This window comes from Oceanospirillum sediminis (genome assembly GCF_014164585.1).
GTDB classification, from domain to species: Bacteria; Pseudomonadota; Gammaproteobacteria; order Pseudomonadales; family Halomonadaceae; genus Oceanospirillum; species Oceanospirillum sediminis.
This window is the reverse complement of sequence record NZ_JACJFM010000379.1, coordinates 1-303: the sequence shown is the minus strand read 5'-3', so window position 1 is coordinate 303 and position 303 is coordinate 1. Positions and strand designations below refer to the sequence as shown.

Here is a 303-nt window from a genome sequence, read left to right as displayed (position 1 = left end):
CTTTGATTGAGCACCATCACCTGTAGCAATTCATCTTCTGAAAACCGCTTGACCTCAATTGATGCTTTTCCATTTGCCATCTCTATAACTTCACTCCCTGTTGGGGTACCTTGACTAATTATGGCCTCTCCCCCATTTAAGCATTGAAAATATACGCGCTCTTCATAATCCAAACATCGCAAGCCCTTATTATCTATTGCTTTAGCGGTAATTAAATAATTGCCATTGTCTAGCTTTTTATGTTCTAGTTTTAAGCTTCTAGCTTTACCGTTTTTGGTAAACCTGTAATTGATTTTTAACTCC

General features: G+C 37.6%; 1 protein-coding gene. It reads right to left on the bottom strand.

What is annotated here, in order from left to right:
- Positions 1-303 (bottom strand): hypothetical protein (locus H4O21_RS28945; RefSeq protein ID WP_220495932.1); only part of this gene is annotated, 303 nt, incomplete at both ends.